We start from the raw sequence: 18321 nt of genomic DNA, 5'->3' as shown, positions 1-18321 counted from the left end.
TTTATAATTTCAATGAAACATTTTAAAATCACTTGCCTCTCCCTAATCCTTTTATTTTCTACTTTTTTAATGTTTTCTCAAAAAATTGATGAGAATATTTTTAGTGGATTAAAATTCAGAAATATCGGACCTGCTTTTACGTCTGGTCGCATTGCTGATATTGCAATTCATCCAAATAATGAAAACGTGTGGTATGTTGCCGTTGGTTCGGGCGGTGTATGGAAAACCGAAAATTCTGGGACTACATGGACGCCACTTTTCGACAAGGAGAAAAGTTATTCTACTGGAAGCATTGCAATTGACCCAAATAACCCGCATACCATATGGGTAGGGACCGGCGAAAACGTAGGGGGTCGACACGTTGCCTTTGGGGACGGTATTTATGTGAGCCACGATGATGGTGCGACATGGAAAAACATGGGTTTAAAATCATCTGAACATTTGTCAACAATTATCGTCCATCCAGAAAATTCAAATGTGGTTTGGGTGGCTTCACAAGGACCGTTATGGACTTCAGGTGGTGAACGAGGTGTCTATAAAACATCAGATGGTGGTAAAACATGGAATAGAACCTTGGGTGATGCTGAATGGGTAGGAGCTACTGATATAGTGATTGACCCTAAAAATCCAGACGTTTTATATGCAGCTACGTGGCAACGACAAAGAACTGTCGCTGCTTATTTAGGCGGAGGTCCTGGCACTGGAATTTTTAAAAGCACAGATGGTGGTGATACATGGACAGAATTAAAAAATGGTATTCCAAAATCTAATTTAGGAAAAATTGGCCTTGCTATTTCTCCGTTTAATTCTGACGTTATTTATGCTGCCATTGAGTTGGATCGTAAAACAGGAGGAATATATATATCTACAAATAAAGGCCAATCTTGGAGCAAACAATCTGATACTGTATCAGGTGGAACTGGACCTCATTATTATCAAGAATTGTATGCTTCGCCTCATCATGAAGGGCAACTTTTTCTTATGAATAATTATGTTTTGATATCTCAAGATCATGGAAAAACTTTTAAGCAGATGAATGAAAAAAATAAGCATGTTGATAGTCATGCCATGGCCTTTAAAGCTTCAGATCCTAATTATGTGCTTTTTGGCACTGATGGAGGGCTTTATGAAAGTTTCGATCTAACAAAATCATGGAAGTTCATTAGTAATTTACCTATTACACAGTATTATAAGTTAGCCGTTGACGATTCTAAACCCTTTTATAATATATATGGTGGGACGCAAGATAATGGGTCTCATGGAGGACCATCACAAACCATGAGTCGAATTGGAATTGTTAGCGCCGATTGGTGGAAAACTCTAGGAGCAGACGGTCACCAATCAGCAATAGAGCCGGGGAATCCCAATATTACTTATGGAGAATTTCAAGAAGGTGCACTGTGGAGAATCGATCAAACAACCAAAGAAACAGTGTTTATTCAACCACAGTCGAGAGAAGGAGAACCATCTGAACGATTTAATTGGGATGCCCCTATTTTGGTGAGTCCGCACAAACCTTCACGTCTTTATTTTGCATCGCAACGCGTATGGAAATCTGATAATAGAGGAGATGATTGGACGCCTATCTCAAAAGATTTAACTCTTAATCAAGACCGAATTACACTTCCAATGTTTGGGAAACAACAGAGCTGGGACAACGCATGGGATGTTGGCGCTATGTCTAATTATAACACCATTACGTCTTTGGCTGAATCACCAAAACAAGAAGGCCTTATTTACGCCGGAACGGATGATGGAATTATTCAAATAACCGAAGATGGTGGAACAAATTGGCGAAAAGTCAGTTTAAATTCTATAAAAGGATTGCCACAAACACCTTTTGTCAATGATGTGAGAGCAGATTTATTTGATGCAAATGTGGTTTATGCAGCATTAGACAATCATAAATATGGTGATTATAAGCCCTATTTAATTAAAAGTACAGATAAAGGTAAATCATGGACATTAATTAATGGTGATTTACCAAATACGCTTTTAACTTGGCGTTTAGTTCAAGATCATATAAAGAAAGATTTATTATTTGCGGCAACTGAATATGGTATCTATTTCACATCTAATGGCGGTAAAAATTGGATTCAATTAAAAGGTGAAATACCAACCATAGCGTTCAGAGACATTACTATTCAGAGACGCGAGAATGACCTTGTAGGCGCATCATTTGGACGGGGATTCTTTATCCTAGATGACATATCACCTTTAAGAAATTTTGACAGTTCAATGTTGAATACAGAAGCTACTTTATTTGATGTAAAAGACGCCTATTGGTATATACCATCTAATGATAAAGCAGAAGGACAAGGTGATGATCGTTACGTCGCTGATAATCCTCCATATGGTGCTAATTTCACCTATTTTATGTCCGACAAGATTAACAGCTTAAAGGATGAACGAAAATCTAGAGAAAAGACCAACACTGATTTTCCTGGTTGGGATGCTCTTGAAGCTGAAAAAAATGAAGATGGTCCATTAGTACTACTAATTATTAAGGACGCAGATGGTAATATCGTAAATACGGTAAAAGGGACTAATAAAAAAGGATTTAATAGGGTTAATTGGGAATTAAATTACCCGAATAAAGGTGGTGAAGAATTAAGCACTAATAGAGACACCTTTAGTGGTGGCTTTATTAAGGCCACTCCAGGAAGCTATACTGTCACTCTAGTCAAACGTATAAATGGTTTAACAACCACCCTGCAAGGACCTAAATCATTTAACGTAGTGCCTTTATATGAAGGCGCTTTACCGAGAAAATCGTATGATGAAATTAATGCATATAGAGAAACCATTGTCGATTTTCAACAAGATCTTAAGGCCACCAATATGGTGATGTCAAAAAGCCTGGATCAAATTGATGCTATGACAAGAGCCGCGAACAAAACAACACAATCTAATACCGAAATACTTAAGCAAATTAATGACGCACGAGTGAAATTATTAGAAATTCAAAAAGAATTGTTTGGCCATCCAATAAAAGGGGAAATAGGAGAGTCTTCTAATCCAACACCTAATAATGTTTCTCGTATCGCTTTCTCTGTTGCTTTTAGTACTTATGGGCCAACTGGGACACATAAGGCATCGTTAAATCGAGCAAGTAAGCAATTATCAGATATTAAATCAAAATTAAAATCGGTAACCAGTTCAATGTTACCTGAAATTGAAAAAGCTTTAAAAGCTGCTGGAGCTCCGTGGATTGAAGGACAAGGACTAATTGACAATTAGAGGTAAACACTTAAAAAAAACCGACAACTTTAAGTTATCGGTTTTTTTTATGATTTAATTCTAACTATTATTGCGATTGAATTTGCTTGGCTACGGCCTCAACTTCATCTAATACCCTTAATAAATTACCGCTCCAAAGCATGGCAATTTGTTCTTCAGTATAACCGCGTTTTACAAGTTCTAAAGTGACATTAAAGGTTTCAGAAGCATCACTCCAGCCTTGTACACCACCGCCACCATCAAAATCACTGCTAATACCAACATGCTCTAAACCTATTTTTTCAACTAAATAATCAATATGATCAACAAAATCTTGAACATTCACTGCAGGTGGAAGTTGGGGCATTGATTTTGCTTTTTCTTTTACAATACTTCTCATTGCAATATAGGTTTCAATGTACGCATCTCTTTCAGTGTTTGGCAATGCCATGATATCCTTTCTAGCCATCCAAGGTTTTCCTAGGGAATCCATAACTTCTTTTTCAAGCACTTTTAAGGCCTCATTTCTGGCATCATCTTTTTCTTTGCTGACATAGGCTTGAAAAGCAACCGTTTGCACAACGCCACCGTTTTTTTTCAACCATTCCAGCTGCTCATCATCAAGATTTCTACTGTGATCGCACAATGCTCTTGCAGAAGAATGTGATGCAATAATAGGGGCCTTACTTAACTCAAACATTTGTTTTATTGCTTCTTTAGATGGGTGAGAGATATCGATCATCATACCAAGACGATTCATTTCCTTTACAACCTCTTTTCCTAATTCGCTCAAACCATTATTCAACCAAATACCATCAGCTTCTCCAGTATTGCTATCACTCAATTGACTATGGCCATTATGCGCCAATGACATATAGCGGCCTCCAAGATTGTAGAATTTTTCTACGTTTTTAATATCTGTTCCAACGGGATAACCGTTTTCAATACCTATCATGGCCACCTTTTTACCAGATTTTACAATCCGTCTTACATCGTCAGATGTGGTTGCTAATTCTATTTCATCGGGAGCAATTTCGTTCACTAATTTATGGATGGCATCAAATTTTGACATCGCATTATCATAAGCTTTCTTGTAGCCTTCATCTGTTAAAGTGTCTTGACCAGTGTACACAATAAACCAAGCGACATCTAAACCGCCTGCTTTCATTTTAGGTAAATTTACTTGTGAATCTAAATCTTGGGTATAATTAATAGAATCGGTGAAATTTTTGACATTGATATCACAATGGGTGTCTAGAGTAATCACTCGTTCGTGAATAGCTTTGGCTTTTTCAATAAGTGCAATGGAATCTTTAGCGCGATCATTAGTTTCAGATGTTCTTGAATCGTTTTTACAGGACATAAGTGTTGTTGCTAAACAAAAAGTAATAATAAGTAATTTCATAGGTAGAATGTTAATTTTTTAAAAATGTGAATTTACAAAAAGCAAATTCAACTTAAACAATAATAATGTATATTTAAAAATGGATTTTAGATATCTCATTCTTCCACTAGTGCTTGCTTTTTATTGTTGTGAAGAAAAAACAGTTCCTAAATACGAATGGAAATCGCTACGTGTTACAGCCACGGCTTACAATTCGGTAGAATATCAAACCGATGGGGATCCTCATATTACGGCTTTTGGCGACAGCTTGAAACCAGGGTTAAAATATATTGCTGTTTCCAATGATTTATATCGGCTAGGATTTAAACAGGATACCTATGTAACTATTGAAGGTCTAAAAGGAATTTACCTTGTTAAAGACAGAATGCACGAACGTTGGAAAAATAAAATTGACATTTACATGGGAACAGATATCAAAGCAGCGAAACAATGGGGCAGAAAAAAAGTTACCGTTCATTTTAGAGTTCCCTTCGAAAAATAATTCTTTACTCATATTAAATTTCATTAGCTTTACTCAAATTTAATCTTAATCATTCTATGAAAACACAATTATATGCGTTTCTGTTAGTTGGTTTGTTATTTATTTCTTGCAAATCTGAGCAGAAGTCTAAATCACATTATGCTGATATTCCTACCCCTAAAGCTAAAATTGTTCCAGAGGAATTAACCATTCATGGTGACACCCGTATTGATAATTACTTTTGGATGCGTTTGAGTGATGAACAAAAAAATGCCGCAACTCCAGATGCCCAAACACAAGATGTATTAGAGTATTTAAATGCCGAAAATGCATATTTAGACAAAGTTATGAAGCCTACCGAGGAACTTCAAAGCACTTTATACGAAGAAATCGTTGGTCGCATAAAACAAGATGATCAATCTGTTCCGGTAAATGATAACGGTTATGCCTATTACACTAAGTATGAAGAAGGTAATGATTATCCTTTGTATTGTAGAAAAAAATTAGGATCTGATGTTGAAGAAATTATTTTAAATGGCCCCCAAATGGCCAAAGGGTACACTTATTATGGAATTGGTGGTCAATCAATAAGCCCAGACAATAAACTTTTGGTTTATGGGATCGACACCGTTTCTAGACGTAAATACACCTTGTATTTTAAAAATTTGGAGACCGGAGAGTTATTAAAAGACCAATTGAGTAATACCGGTGGAAGTGCGGTTTGGGCCAATGATAATAAAACCGTTTTTTATACCACAAAAGATCCGCAGACCTTAAGACAAAATAAAATTTACAGACATACTTTAGGTACCGATCAATCCAGTGATGTGCTAGTTTTTGAAGAGAAAGACGAAACCTTTAATTCGTTTGTTTATAAAACTAAATCTAAAGCATATATTATTATAGGAAGTTCTCAAACTTTATCTCAAGAGTACAGGTTTTTAGATGCCAATACACCAAATGGTAAGTTTAAAATTATTCAACCAAGAGAAACTAATTTAGAATATGGTGTCGACCATTTTGGAGATCATTTTTATATACGAACTAATAGGGATGCAAAAAATTTCAAGTTAGTTAAAACACCTGTAAAGAAACCCTCAATAGAAAATTGGGAAGATGTGATTCCGCACAGAGAAGATGTGTTCTTTCAAGATTTTGATTTATTCCAAAACCATTTGGTTTTGACCGAACGAAAAAAAGGTTTACGTGAGGTTAGAATTATGAAATGGGATAATTCGGAAGACTATTATTTGGAATTAAATGACCCCAGTTATTTAGTCTATACAACATCTAACATTGATTTCAATTCTAATATATTGCGTTACGGTTACACCTCTTTAACTACGCCAAACAGCACCTATGAAATCAATATGGACACCAAAGCCAAAACCTTATTAAAACAGGAAGAGGTTGTAGGTGGGTTTTCAGCAGAAAATTATAAATCAGAACGCTTATTTGCTACTGCAAAAGATGGCACCAAAATTCCTATATCATTAGTTTATAAAAACGGAACTGACAAAAGTGAATCTACGCCATTATTACTGTATTCTTACGGGTCATATGGAAGTAGTTCTGAAGCCTCCTTTGATGCTTCACGATTAAGTCTATTAGATAGAGGGTTTATTTATGCCATTGCACATATTAGAGGCGGACAGGAAATGGGTCGTGATTGGTACGAAAACGGAAAGCTATTGAAAAAGAAAAATACCTTTACAGACTTTATAGATTGTGGAGCGTATTTAGTATCTAAAGGTTATACTAGTCCAGGGCATCTGTACGCTTATGGAGGATCGGCTGGAGGATTGTTAATGGGAGCTGTCTTAAATATGAAACCCGAACTATGGAATGGAGTAGTGGCTGCTGTTCCTTTTGTGGATGTTGTTTCAACCATGTTAGATGAGACTATTCCTTTAACTACTTTTGAATTTGACGAATGGGGTAATCCAAAAAACAAAGAGTATTATGATTATATGAAGTCGTATTCACCCTATGACAATGTTGAAGCAAAAGATTATCCAAACATTTTGGTAACTACGGGCTACTGGGACAGTCAAGTACAATATTGGGAACCCGCAAAATGGGTAGCTAAACTTCGTGAATTAAAAACAGATAATAATCTCTTATTAATGGATTGTAACATGGAAACTGGACACGGCGGTGCATCGGGGCGTTTTGAACGTTACAAGCGTACAGCATTGATTTATGCTTTTTTATTAGATTTAGAACATAGAAGTTAAAATCATTTAATTATATATAAAAAGGGAATCAGTAATTTGATTCCCTTTTTTACTTAACCTTTTTATTTTGTTTCGGCTTCCGATAGTAAAAATGGATACGCTGCCCTTACGTTTTCTAATTCTTGCCTCGTCAACGCTTCTGGTTTTTTACCATAGACTTTAAGTGCATATTCTTCACGCAATTCGAAGTAAGCTTTGGTTAACTCATCTTGCACTTTTATATAAAAATCATATGTGGTTAGTTTATCAGTTTGCAATGATACCACAGCCATTGTTGGATGATCTGAAAGTGATGTGAGTTGTTTTCCATTACAATAATTGCAAGAACCATCACCATTATTATCTAAAAAGGATTTTGTCAACGCTTTGAGCTCTTCAAGTTCTATCAACTGATCACCAACAAAAATTTGATCATTTCGACCCAAAATAACCCTAAAAATATTTCGATCATTACTAGTATCAGTGCAATCCATACTTGGTGGGCAAGGGCTTGGCAACTTACGGTTAATGCCAGCATCAACTGAAATAGTTGTTGTAACTAGAAAAAAGATGAGTAATAAAAATGCAATATCGGCCATGGAGCCTGCATTAACTTTTGGAGAAAATAGACGCTGTGATCTCATTTTATTTGGTGTTAGTAGTTTTAAAAACTGTCACAAAAACAGTACCATAACTAAAAAAACCAGCATATTTTAGGTATGCTGGTTTTCTAATTGATTTGATTGATGATTGTTTTGTCCATACATCGCTTATCTGATAGTGCTTAAATCGTCATTGATGGAATGCGATGTATTTGTGATTTTAGATAATGATTTCATGGTTTTTTGATTTTTTGATTGATGATGTTTTCTTAAAAACGTTTATTATCTAAAACGTCTTTTACTGTTCCAAGAGTTGCTTTTTGATTGCTCAAAAGATCTTGTCATTTGATTGTTGTTTAAAGTTCTCATAATTGAATGTTTTTTGATTTGATTTATAAGAAAGACGACAAACAAAAACATTTGTTACAGTACTATGCTTAACAGAGTAACAAATTAACAGTTTTTAACACTAAAGGTTTACATTATAACAGTTTATAAGTATTTTTATATGACATTTTGACGAGTGACATCGAAAAAATGTCAGCGAAATGGGTTTAAATAGGTTTGGTATTTTTTTTGTTTTAGATAAGGTGAAAAATTAAAGTTTAACCTAAAAATTTAAAACCATGAGTACATTAGTAACCATGCCTAAAAATGGCAGTGACGTTTCAAAAAGAAATAACCTTACATCGTTACCAAGTTTTTCATCTTGGTTTGATAATTTTTTTGAAAATAGTTTAGGCACCGAGTTTCTTTCTAATTTTAATACTGGAATAACCCTTCCAGCTGTTAATATTAAAGAAACAAATGAAGATTACGTGCTAGAACTTGCTATTCCAGGCATGAAAAAATCCGATTTTTCAATTGATGTGGATAATAAAACCCTTTCAATTGCCTCCGAAGTCAAACATGAAAATGAACAAAAGGAGGAAAATTACACTCGAAGAGAGTTTGGTTACTCATCCTTTAAACGTACGTTCACTTTACCAGATTCGGTAGAATCAGATAAAGTAAAGGCGACTTACAAAGACGGAATTTTAATGGTAACCTTGCCTAAACGTGAAGAGGCAAAACAGAAGCCTCCAAAACGCATACAAATTTCATAATTAAAGGCAATTCGCAATAGGGGAAACAAATTGTTTCCCCTTTTTTTTTCAAATGTTTTTAACAATTCGCTCAAACAACCTTATAAAATAGTAATTTTGTAAGAATTTTTTTTTGAGGACCATACTATATATGTCAACATCCACCCAACTACAAGAGACACCTGAAACCAAGAAAAGTCTGTACGATTATCAAATTGCAGACTTAAAACGCATTTTTGATGTCTTGGAGAACGCACCAAGTAATTATAACTTACTCTATCAGTTACCAACGGGTGGTGGCAAAACAGTGATTTTTTCAGAAATCGTCAGGCGTTATATCCAAAAATATAACAAGAAGGTTGTAATTCTTACGCATCGTGTGGAGCTTTGTAAACAAACATCCAAAATGCTATCTGGATTTGAAGTAAATAACAAGGTTATTAATAGCAAGGTTAAAGAGTTGCCAGATCAGGATCAATATAAATGTTTTGTGGCAATGGTTGAAACCTTAAACAATCGTCTCAATGATGATAAACTAAAGCTCGAAGATATTGGTCTGGTTATTATTGATGAGGCACATTATAATTCCTTCAGGAAACTATTTAAGTTTTTTAAAGATTGCTTCATTCTTGGAGTTACGGCCACCCCATTAAGTTCTAACATCAAATTACCGATGAAGGATAATTATCAAGAACTTATTGTGGGCGATGATATTGCTACGTTAATCAAAAACGGTTTTTTATCCAAAGCTGAAATTTACAATTTTGACGTTTCTTTAAATACGCTCAAAATTGGAATTAATGGTGATTATACGGTAAAATCGTCAGAAGCTTTATATACTAATACTCATATGCAAGGCAAGTTAATGCATGCTTATGAAGAAATGTCGAAGGGAAAGAAAACCTTAATTTTTAATAATGGTATTAATACTTCGAAAGAAGTGTATTATACTTTTAAAAAAGCTGGTTATAATATTAGACATTTAGACAATACCTGTTCCAAGCAAGAACGAAAGGATATTTTAAAATGGTTTAAACATACGCCAGACGGCATCTTGACCTCGGTAAGTATACTAACTACGGGGTTTGATGAACCCACTGTTGAAACGGTTATTTTAAATAGAGCCACACGATCGCTAACATTATATTTTCAAATGATAGGAAGAGGTTCTCGCGTTTTGGATAACAAAAACTCCTTTTTAGTCCTAGATTTGGGAAATAATATAATTCGTTTTGGTCCATGGGATCAATCTGTTGATTGGCAACATATTTTTAAATATCCTGATCTTTATTTAGAAAACTTAAGAAATGACGAAGAGATAGAGCGTGACTTTGTTTATGTGATGCCTGATTCATTAAGAGAACGCTTTAAAGCGTCTAAATCTACCGAGTTCGATATTAAATCTGTTTATCATGAAGTATTAGGTGAGGGTCATAAGTCAATAGTCGCTATTGAACGTTCAATTGAGCATCATTCACAACTATGTATAGAAAATAGCGAAGACGTTTTTGAAGCCCGAGCACTTGCACAATTACTACAAGACGATATTTCTTATCGCATCAAACAGTATTCATATTGTATTATGAATAGTACACAAAACTACAAGGATTGGCTCTTTGAAGAATATAACCGAAAGCTGCGTTTAAGCTTCAACGGAAAGTTTTAACGAATATTTAAAAATTTATTTTAGGAAAAGGCGTTATTTTCGACAATTGAGGTATGATTTTTGAATTAGATCGCCCAGAAAACATCCTATGAAAACCAAGATCACAATTTTGCTTTTACTTTTGTGTAGCCTTATCAGCTTTGCACAACAACCTGACACACAAAAAAAATCAATCAAAATCCCTGTCGAAAAAAGTAATGAGACAGATTCAATAGCCGCCAAATTTCCTATTAAACCAGAAGAGAACAAAAATAATTCCAATACTCAAGGTCTCTTAGTAACTAAACCATTACCCTTAATCAAAAAGGAAGAAGAGTTTTCAATGTTTGATAATAGTACCTTAAGAGACCCAGGCGAACTATTTGCAAAACGTTGGGAGAAAAAGGCTGTTGAACAAGGTCTTAAGCTCGAAGCAATGCCAGATCAGTTTTTAGGTGATTTTAGAAGTAACGGCAAATCTGTTAATATTAGATGTCGAGATCATGAATTTCCTGATGGCGATTTAGTTAGAGTTTTTGTTAATGATGAAGTTTATATTCCAAGTTTACTGCTAACGGGTGGTTATAAATCATTTGATGTGCCACTTACCATCGGTTTTAACAAAATAGTTTTTTTAGCTTTAAATCAGGGTGAGTCTGGTCCTAATACTGCAGAATTTCAGGTTTATGATGATAATGGCGTTTTAGTTTCTTCCAAAAAATGGAATCTTTTAACAGGGGTAAAGGCCACTATTATTGTAACCAAGGAAGAATAACTCGTTGGTTTTCTTAATAAAAAAGTCTTCATTATAAGTTTAATTAAAAACTATAGCTTAACTTTGTCATTCACAATAATCAAAGATTAACACACTTCTAGGTATTCAATTCTTCATATTGCAGTTCCAAGTAAAAGGTTGTCTTTTTAAAACAAAATAGTTACAACACAGGAATGGCAAGATCACAACAGACCTTCAACAAAATTGAAAAAGAAAAAGCACGTTTAAAAAAACGCGAGGAAAAACAAAAAAAGAAAGAAGCACGTAAAGCCGAACAAAAATCAAGTTCAAAAGGCATTCAATTCGCATATGTAGATGCTTACGGCAATTTAACAGATACACCTCCAAATCCAGAAGATAAAATTAAGGTAGATGCCAGCAGTATTGAAATTGGTATTCCTAAAAAAGAAGATAGCGATATTGAAGAAGTTGATCCTGTAAGAAAAGGAAAGGTCTCCTTTTTTGATAATTCAAAAGGATTTGGTTTTATTATCGATTCTGAAAATCAGGAAAAATATTTTTGTCACGTTAGTGGCTTGATTGACCAAATTGCCGAAAATGACAAAGTATCGTTTGAGTTAGAACGTGGTATGAAGGGTATGAATGCTGTGAAAGTAACCTTAATCTAGCTCGATTTAATTAAATTTTTTCCGGTCATAAATTCAATAAGGCATTATCTATTTTTGATATATAATTTATAACTTACGCACTTATTCGTAATCCTTATTCAATTTACTTCATGAAACAAGTACATGTTATTTTTGTTGTAGCGTTATTAATAATGCTACAATTTTCGTATGCCCAAAAATCAAAAAAAGACGACAAACAAGCATTAGATACCATTAAAATAGATGGTCTCAAATGGCGAAATATTGGGCCGGCATTAACTTCAGGGCGAATTTCTGACATTGCAGTTAACCCTAATAATCCATATGAATATTATGTTGCCACTTCTTCGGGTGGTGTTTGGAAAACCATTAATGCTGGTATAGAGTACACCCCTATATTTGATAAAGAAGGATCATATTCCATAGGCTGCGTGACCATGGATCCCAATAATTCCAATGTGATTTGGATTGGTTCGGGTGAAAATAACAACCAGCGTTCGGTCGCCTATGGTGACGGTGTATATAAGTCTATTGATGGTGGTAAAAGCTGGAAAAATATGGGCTTAAAAACGTCTGAACATATTGGAAAGATTATTGTACATCCTGATAATTCGAATGTTGTTTATGTAGCAGCTATAGGTCCATTATGGAGTAAAGGAGGTGAACGTGGGTTGTACAAAACAACTGATGGAGGAGAAACTTGGGAAGCTGTATTAACTGTTGATGAGCATACTGGAGTAAACGATGTTGTCATGGATCCTCGAAATCCCGCTGTTTTATATGCTTCTACCTTACAGCGCAGACGTCATGTTTACACCTATGTAGGAGGTGGACCTGGTTCTGGATTACATAAAAGCACTGATGGCGGAACAACTTGGTCGGTCATCAATAATGGCTTACCTAGTGTAGAGTTAGGTAGAATTGGATTAGCAATTTCTCCTGCAGATCCAGAATATCTATATGCAATTGTTGAAGCAGCAGATAGCAAAGGTGGATTTTATCGTTCGACCGATAGGGGTGCAAGTTGGGAAAAACGCAGTGACCATGTTACTAGTGGAAATTATTACCAGGAAATTATTGCAGATCCTGTAAATGTAAATACTATATATTCTATGGATACATGGATGACTGTGAGCCACGATGGTGGTAAAACCTTTAATATAGTAGGCGAAGATTTTAAACATATTGACAATCACAGTATGTGGATAGATCCCAATAACACACAACACTGGCTGGTAGGTTCAGATGGCGGAATATATGAAACTTTTGACGCAGCTAAAACTTGGGATTTTAAAGAAAATCTACCGGTTACTCAATTTTACAAAGTAGCTGTTGATAACGACTTCCCTTTCTATAATGTTTACGGCGGTACGCAAGATAATTTTAGTATAGGCGGACCTTCAAGAGTCATAACGAACCACGGCATTACAAATTTTGATTGGTTTATAACCCATGGTGGTGATGGATTTGAATCTCAAGTTGACCCTAATAATCCAGATATTGTGTATGCGCAATCACAGCATGGTTATTTGGTGAGATATGATAGAAAGAGTGGAGAAGAAGTGGGAATTCAACCTAAAGAACGAAAAGGAGAAGATGAATATATATGGAATTGGGATTCACCATTAGCAGTTAGTCATCATGCTTCAGGCCGTATCTATTTTGCGGCTAATAAATTATTTCGATCTGATGATTATGGAAACAGTTGGGAAGTCATCAGTGATGACCTAACGCGTAAACTCGACAGAAATAAATTAAAAGTCTATGATCGTATTGTGAGTATTGATGCGGTTGCTAAAAATGGTTCAACATCTAAATATGGAGCCATTGTAGCATTATCAGAGTCACCTATTGATGAAAACTTATTGATTGTTGGAACTGACGACGGATTAATTCAAATTACTGAAAATGGGGGCGAAACATGGCGAAAAATTGATAATATTCCTGGAGCACCAAAGCAATCTTATGTGAACAGTGTGTATTTATCACAACACAACGCTAATGTGATTTATGTGGCGTTTAACCATCATAAATATGGCGACTTTAAGCCTTATGTTTTTAAATCAAGTGATAAAGGTAAAACTTGGATTAGTATCAGTTCTAATTTACCAGAACGAGGGAGTGTTTACGCTTTAGAAGAAGATCATATTGATACTAATTTAATTTTCTGTGGAACAGAGTTTGGAGCTTTCTTTTCACCAGACGGTGGTAAGCGATGGAAACAATTATCGGCCGGATTACCAACTATTGCCGTAAGGGATATGGCCATTCAAAAGCGTGAAAATGATTTAGTATTAGGCACCTTTGGAAGAGGGTTTTATGTACTGGATGATTATTCTTCTTTACGATCAATTGAAAACACGGTGCCTTCAAAAACCGCCAAGATTTACCCTATAAGAGATGCCTTAATGTGGGAACAAAGTCAACCTTTAGGACTTCCTGGTAAAGCTTTTCAAGGCGATAATTTCTTTACGGCACCTAATCTTGGTCCGGAGGTCATGATTACCTATTATTATGATGAGAGCTATCAATCCTTAAAAGACAAACGTTCAAAAGCTGAAAAAGCATTAATTAAGGATAAAAATGACACGCCCTATCCAAATTATTCGGAATTAAAAGCAGAATATGATGAGAGCGAACCACAATTAGTGTTTACTATAAAAAATGCTAGTGGCGAGGTTATGAAAAAAGAATTAAAAGCTCCAAAAAAAGGGCTGCAACGCTTTCATTGGGATTTACGTTTTTCGTCGAAAGCAGCAATTAATTTTAGATCACCTTCTTTTTACAATCCGTTCTCAAGTAGGAATGAAGGCACTTTAGTTGAACCAGGAACTTATACTGTTGAACTGTCACTTTACCAAGATGGTAAAATAACCGCTTTAGTAAGTCCTGTTTCATTTCAAGTAAAAGCGCTCAACAATACTGTGATGCCGGCACAAGATAGAGCGGCTAAAGTGGCTTTCCAACAAGAAGTTGCAAGTCTTGAGGCCAAAGCGGGTATATGTCAAAACCTCATGGGTGACATGAGCAATAAACTAAAATATATTAAAGAAGCCATCAAACTTTCAAACCTACCAATTGAACAACTTTCAGGTGAAGTATTATCAATTGAGAAAAAATTAAAAGCGGCGAGAGAAGCCCTATACGGAGACCCCGTAAAAGCACAATTAGATATTGATCAGCCACAGAGTCCGATGGGAAGATTAGGGAATATTGTTTACGAGCAAAAATATTCTACATCCGCTCCCACTAAAACGCATCAAGATAGCTATGCAATTGCCAAAGCCGAAATAGATGTCATCAAACAACAACTAGAAGTGCTCTATAATCAAGATGTAAAACAGTTAGAAGAAAAATTAGTAAAAGCTGGAGCACCATATACCCCAGGACGAGGAATGGAACCAAAAAATTAAATTGATGAATATTAAATATGTATTGAAAAAACGTCCGTTTGGCATTCCTGAGGCTGATATTTGGGAACGTCAAACGGAACCTATTCCACAAATATCGGAAGGCGAAGTATTAATCAAGCACCATTATATCTCTTTAGACCCGGCCATGAGAGGTTGGATGAACGAAGGAAAATCATACATAGAACCAGTAAATCTTGGAGACGTTATGCGTGCTGGAACAGTTGGCATTGTGGAAGCTTCAAAACATCCTAATATTAAGGTAGGTGAATTCATCACAGGTTGGGGAGGTGTTCAAAATTATACCGTAACCAACGGAAAAGGTTGGCATAAAATAGATGCTAAATTAGCACCCTTACCCATGTATTTAGGAGTTTTAGGGATGACGGGTATGACCGCCTATTTCGGAATCCTTGAAGTCGGTAAAATTTCAACTGGTGACATTGTTTTAGTTTCAGGTGCTGCAGGAGCTGTTGGTAGTGTAGTAGGACAAATTGCCAAACTTAAAGGCTGTACTGTTATCGGAATTGCTGGAGGACAAGAGAAATGTCGTTATTTAACTGAAACTCTTGGATTCGATGCTGCTTTAGATTATAAATCAGACAGCTTTGTTAATGACTTAAAGCAGGCTTGTCCAAAAGGTATCGATGTGTTCTTTGACAACGTTGGTGGGGAAATTTTAGATTTAGCCTTGACCAAATTAAGACGTCATGCACGCGTAGTAATCTGCGGAGCAATTTCACAGTACAATACCAAAACCAGAATCAAAGGCCCAGGGAACTACTTATCATTACTGGTAAATAGGGCAACCATGCAAGGGATGGTTGTTTTTGATTTTGCAGACAAGTACCTAGAAGCAGCACAACATATGGCAGGTTGGATTCAGTCTGGTCAGCTTAAAAGTGAAGAAACCATTATTGAAGGCATAGATAATTTTCACAACTCGTTTTTGAAATTATTCTCTGGGGATAAGCAAGGTAAATTATTGTTAAAAGTTGTATAGGAAGTTGATTAAAGCTAAATATTAATCCTTAATTTTACCTCCTTTAATCAACCTCAATGGCAATATCACGAAGTAAACTTCTAATAATTTTATCATTCTTTGCAATTTATGTGATCTGGGGATCAACATATTTACTTAATAAGATTGTTGTTACAGAAGTTTCTCCATTGATGTTAGCTTCTATTCGATTTATTTGTGCGGGAATATTAATGGTGGTTCTCGCAGCATTTCTCAAACTGAATTTAAAAATATCAAGACGACAGTTAACCAATTGTATCATTGCAGGTTTTTTGTTTTTAGCATTTGGAAACGGCGTTTTTGTATGGGCATTAAAGTATGTTGATAGTGGATTTGCAGCTTTAGAAGCTGCCACACAACCTTTATTCGTTATTTTTTTAATGCGAATACTACATGGTACAAAAATTAAGGCAAAGTCCTTATTTGGTGTGGTATTAGGGATTATAGGAATGTATCTTTTGGTTAGTCAGGATGGATTAATCGTAAATGAGCATAGTGCCATAGGCATGATTATGATTTTATTTTGCGTATTAAGCTGGAGCTATGCTAGCATCTTCGTGTCTAAAGCCGATTTACCTTCAAGTTTCTTTGTAAGTACTGCTTATCAAATGTTGAGTGCTGGAATTATTCTACTTGGCTCAAGTTGGATTATTGGTGAAACATGGAATTCCCCTTTAAATTGGAGTTCATCGGCGCAATGGTCTATGATTTTGTTAATTATATTTGGAAGTATAGTGGCGTTTACGGCATTCAACTATTTACTTAAAGTAGTCTCTACCGAAAAAGTATCAACTTCGGCTTATGTAAATCCTGTAATTGCATTATTACTTGGTTGGTATGTGCTAGACGAATTTATAAGTCTTCAATCTATCATCGCAGCTGCATTCTTATTAACAAGTGTATACTTTATAAACTCTAAAAAGAAGTTTGTAATGTTTTCAAGATTTTCTAAAAAATAGGTGTAGTCATTTTCAACTATTAATAATCAATACTCATGTTATATAAAAAACTTTTATTTTTATAGCATGTGTTATGATATTAAGGCAACTTACGAAACGCAACTTAAAAGAGCTAAACAACGTGGTGATTTAAAAGCTATAGAGGAAATAACTGAAAAATTATTACCCTATACTGATTTGCCGCTTTACCATGCTTCTGGTTTTAGTCATCCTGAACTTTTGATTTATACTGATGAAGATCCCTATTTTCCAAAAGTTGCAACCTGGGGTTTGGTACCATATTGGGTTAAAGACGATGAAGGATTAAAAAAAATTTGGAACAGCACCCTAAATGCTAGAGGTGAAACTATTTTTGAAAAACCCTCGTTTAAACATGCAGCAGAACATCAAAGGTGTATCATTTATGTTGATGGGTTTTATGAGCATCATCATTTTCAAAAAAACACATATCCCTATTTTATAAGCAAAAAAGACAATTCGCCAATGGTACTTGCCGGATTATGGTCTAAATGGACCAATGAGAATGGAAGTAGCATGAACACGTTTTCAATTGTTACAACACAAGGAAATAATTTGATGGCTAAAATTCATAATAATCCAAAATTGGAAGGACCGCGTATGCCTTTAATACTATCAGATGAGTTGGCAGATAAGTGGCTAATGCCGATATTAGATGAACACGACAAGCAAATTATTGAGCGTCTAATAACTTCCTATCCAGAAGAAGAATTAAGCTCGCATACGGTAGCTAAATTACGTGGTAAAGAATATGCGGGCAATGTTGAACAAAGTTCTGATGAAGTTATTTATGACGAACTTAATACCCTTTTTTAGTCAGAGCAGATCGGAGCGATTCTATGTGTAAATCATCTTCATTTACAATCCATAATTTTAACACTTTGATTTGGTTTTAGAG

At 35.2% G+C, this 18321-nt stretch carries 13 protein-coding genes; 11 read left to right on the top strand and 2 right to left on the bottom strand.

Annotated elements, in window-relative coordinates; all coding sequences use genetic code 11:
- Nucleotides 1-12: 12 nt before the first annotated feature.
- A complete protein-coding gene (locus tag ACFO5O_RS07720) occupies nucleotides 13-3240 on the top strand; it encodes a WD40/YVTN/BNR-like repeat-containing protein (RefSeq protein ID WP_387962527.1) in 3228 nt (1075 codons plus the stop codon).
- A gap of 67 nt (nucleotides 3241-3307) precedes the next feature.
- Here ACFO5O_RS07720 and ACFO5O_RS07715 read toward each other — a convergent pair whose 3' ends face one another.
- Nucleotides 3308-4624: a dipeptidase gene (locus tag ACFO5O_RS07715; RefSeq protein WP_387962525.1), complete on the bottom strand. Its 1317-nt coding sequence runs from the start codon at nucleotides 4622-4624 to the stop codon at nucleotides 3308-3310.
- A gap of 79 nt (nucleotides 4625-4703) precedes the next feature.
- Here ACFO5O_RS07715 and ACFO5O_RS07710 point away from each other — a divergent pair, with 79 nt between their 5' ends.
- Entirely contained in the window at nucleotides 4704-5105 is a 402-nt protein-coding gene (locus tag ACFO5O_RS07710) for a 3D domain-containing protein (RefSeq protein WP_387962523.1), read from the top strand.
- Between the two features lie 56 nt (nucleotides 5106-5161).
- The gene (locus tag ACFO5O_RS07705; RefSeq protein ID WP_387962521.1) at nucleotides 5162-7321 is read left to right on the top strand and encodes a S9 family peptidase; all 2160 of its coding nucleotides are present in this window, start codon (nucleotides 5162-5164) and stop codon (nucleotides 7319-7321) included.
- Nucleotides 7322-7383: 62 nt separating this feature from the next.
- Here ACFO5O_RS07705 and ACFO5O_RS07700 read toward each other — a convergent pair whose 3' ends face one another.
- On the bottom strand, nucleotides 7384-7944 hold the full coding sequence (locus tag ACFO5O_RS07700; RefSeq protein WP_387962519.1) for an ExbD/TolR family protein: 561 nt from the start codon (nucleotides 7942-7944) through the stop codon (nucleotides 7384-7386).
- A gap of 584 nt (nucleotides 7945-8528) precedes the next feature.
- On the opposite strand from ACFO5O_RS07700, the gene ACFO5O_RS07695 reads away from it, so the two are divergent.
- From ACFO5O_RS07695 to ACFO5O_RS07660, 8 genes are all read left to right on the top strand, one after another.
- Entirely contained in the window at nucleotides 8529-9008 is a 480-nt protein-coding gene (locus ACFO5O_RS07695; protein WP_387962517.1) for an Hsp20/alpha crystallin family protein, read from the top strand.
- Between the two features lie 130 nt (nucleotides 9009-9138).
- Nucleotides 9139-10653, top strand: a complete 1515-nt coding sequence (locus tag ACFO5O_RS07690) for a DEAD/DEAH box helicase (protein WP_387962515.1) — start codon at nucleotides 9139-9141, stop codon at nucleotides 10651-10653.
- An 88-nt stretch (nucleotides 10654-10741) separates the two neighbouring features.
- Nucleotides 10742-11407 carry a hypothetical protein gene (locus ACFO5O_RS07685; RefSeq protein WP_387962513.1) on the top strand — a complete coding sequence of 222 codons (666 nt, stop codon included), beginning with the start codon at nucleotides 10742-10744 and terminating at the stop codon, nucleotides 11405-11407.
- A 173-nt stretch (nucleotides 11408-11580) separates the two neighbouring features.
- Nucleotides 11581-12036, top strand: coding sequence for a cold-shock protein (locus tag ACFO5O_RS07680; protein ID WP_387962512.1), 456 nt, complete (start codon nucleotides 11581-11583; stop codon nucleotides 12034-12036).
- 110 nt (nucleotides 12037-12146) lie between these two features.
- Nucleotides 12147-15428, top strand: coding sequence for a VPS10 domain-containing protein (locus ACFO5O_RS07675; protein WP_387962510.1), 3282 nt, complete (start codon nucleotides 12147-12149; stop codon nucleotides 15426-15428).
- Between the two features lie 4 nt (nucleotides 15429-15432).
- Entirely contained in the window at nucleotides 15433-16428 is a 996-nt protein-coding gene (locus tag ACFO5O_RS07670; protein WP_387962508.1) for an NADP-dependent oxidoreductase, read from the top strand.
- A 56-nt stretch (nucleotides 16429-16484) separates the two neighbouring features.
- Nucleotides 16485-17405: an EamA family transporter gene (locus tag ACFO5O_RS07665; protein WP_387962506.1), complete on the top strand. Its 921-nt coding sequence runs from the start codon at nucleotides 16485-16487 to the stop codon at nucleotides 17403-17405.
- Between the two features lie 66 nt (nucleotides 17406-17471).
- Nucleotides 17472-18239 (top strand): SOS response-associated peptidase, encoded by a 768-nt coding sequence (locus ACFO5O_RS07660; protein ID WP_387962504.1) that lies wholly within the window; start codon nucleotides 17472-17474, stop codon nucleotides 18237-18239.
- Nucleotides 18240-18321: the final 82 nt, after the last annotated feature.

Source organism: Geojedonia litorea (genome assembly GCF_042654525.1).
Lineage (GTDB): Bacteria > Bacteroidota > Bacteroidia > Flavobacteriales > Flavobacteriaceae > Geojedonia > Geojedonia litorea.
Note: the sequence above shows the minus strand (reverse complement) of the source record. Positions and strands in the feature narration are given on the sequence as shown.